The organism is Vibrio mimicus CAIM 602 (assembly GCF_000338875.1).
GTDB lineage: Bacteria > Pseudomonadota > Gammaproteobacteria > Enterobacterales > Vibrionaceae > Vibrio > Vibrio mimicus.
Genome location: NZ_AOMO01000100.1, coordinates 1 through 1,653, shown reverse-complemented (window position 1 = coordinate 1,653; position 1,653 = coordinate 1). Strand labels below are relative to the sequence as shown.

Here is a 1,653-nt window from a genome sequence, read left to right as displayed (position 1 = left end):
CATTACAGGTGACGAAGTCGCCGACTTAACCTACAAAATCCACGTATAACAAGGCGTTTAAGAGGGATTCATGCCGCGTGGCATTTTGGTTTGCAGTGAGTTTTGGTGGTGAAAGTGGTCTGCGGAACTTGGTTTAGGCGGCACTCACCCCTTAACGCGGCGTTATGCTTTTCGGGAGGTTACATGGAAGTTTCGCTGTATAGCGCAAAAGGTTCGAATAGCTCTGAAAGGGTGGAGTGGGTGCTCAATTTTAAGGGGATACATTACGATAGAATTGAGATCAGCTCTGACGAACTAACAACAACATACTTAGATGTAAATCCTTTTGGCTATGTTCCATCTCTTTGTATCGATGGTTCGGTATTTTCTGAATCAATGGCAATTATTGAGTATTTGGAAGAGCGCTTTCCTAGTCCAGGCTTATTTGGCAAAAGTCTCAATGAAAAAACTCACATCCGCAGAGTTTGTGAGTACGTAAACTCCAGTATTCACTCTCCCCAAAACAGGACAGTATTAAGGTTCATGCGTCCAGAGCTAGATGAGACGTCAAAGCGCGAACTTCGTGGGGACTGGATTATGCAGTGCTTAGAGAAGTTAAGTACATCGATCTGTTGTGAATCAGGATTTGCAGTGGGTAACGACTTTAGCGTTGCCGATATATTTGTGGCTTCAATCTACAAAAAAGGGTTGCAACATGGTTGTGCGAGAAACGTCTTTTACGACAAGCATTTGATGTATATAAGGGCAAATGACAGTGCCATGGTTTCAGAACCACAAGCATAACAAACAATTTAAGAGTGATTCGGCACGCGTGGCATTTTTAGTATGCGTTGGCTTTAGTGGTTAAGGTGGTATGCGGAAGCATTGGTATTGCGTGCCTCACACCTTAATTGGGCGTTATGGCGCAAGGTGAAAATGAAAGGCATCGTTGATTTAATTAGAAAAGATCCCATTCGACTTGAAGCACTAGAATGTGTCTACCAGCTTGAACTGCCTCAATGCTACATAGCCGCAGGTTTTGTGCGAAATCTTGTCTGGGACTCTTTACATCACAATGTAAAGCTGACGCCATTAAACGACATTGATGTCATTTTCTTCGATGCCGATCGTTTAGATTCAGATTATGAAAAATCACTTGAGCTCAAGTTGTCGGAGCAAATGCCCCAGCTCAATTGGCAAGTGAAAAATCAAGCTAAGATGCACTTACAAAATGGCAACAATGCTTACCAAAGCATATTGGATGCCATGAGCTATTGGCCTGAAAAAGAAACGGCGGTAGCGGTGAGAAAAGTCGAGCATGATCGTTACGAATGTATATCAGCCTTTGGTTTCGAGAGTTTATTTCAAGGTTTCATCACACATAATCCTAAACGAGCATATGAAATCTTCGAAAATCGAGTAAAGTCAAAGGGTTGGCTGGCTGTGTGGCCTAACTTGAGAATTGCGCCATAACAAACGCCTCAAGAGGGACTGTCAACGCGTAGCGTTTCCAGTCCCATTGAGCCGCGGTGGTTGCAGTTGTTGTGTTTGAGTTTAGTGGTATGCGTTGCCAGCCCCTTAGGCGGGCGTTATGTGAACAAAACTGAGATTAGCGTCGAGTTTACTAATTTTTGATGCTCGACAGTGCCTGATATAGTCCAAATACTGAACCAA

Annotated in this window: 2 protein-coding genes; both read left to right on the top strand. The window is 43.5% G+C overall.

Going from position 1 to position 1,653, the window contains the following annotated elements; translation table 11 throughout:
- Positions 1–183 precede the first annotated feature (183 nt).
- Entirely contained in the window at positions 184–783 is a 600-nt protein-coding gene (locus D908_RS00225) for a glutathione S-transferase family protein (RefSeq protein WP_005527926.1), read from the top strand.
- Between the two features lie 132 nt (positions 784–915).
- Positions 916–1,452, top strand: coding sequence for a nucleotidyltransferase family protein (locus D908_RS00230; protein ID WP_005527924.1), 537 nt, complete (start codon positions 916–918; stop codon positions 1,450–1,452).
- Positions 1,453–1,653 lie beyond the last annotated feature (201 nt).

Bases quoted from the DNA above. Each gene is read 5' to 3' on its own strand.
- D908_RS00225 (WP_005527926.1), top strand. From the start codon at position 184: ATGGAAGTTTCGCTGTATAGCGCAAAAGGTTCGAATAGCTCTGAAAGG.
- D908_RS00230 (WP_005527924.1), top strand. From the start codon at position 916: ATGAAAGGCATCGTTGATTTAATTAGAAAAGATCCCATTCGACTTGAA.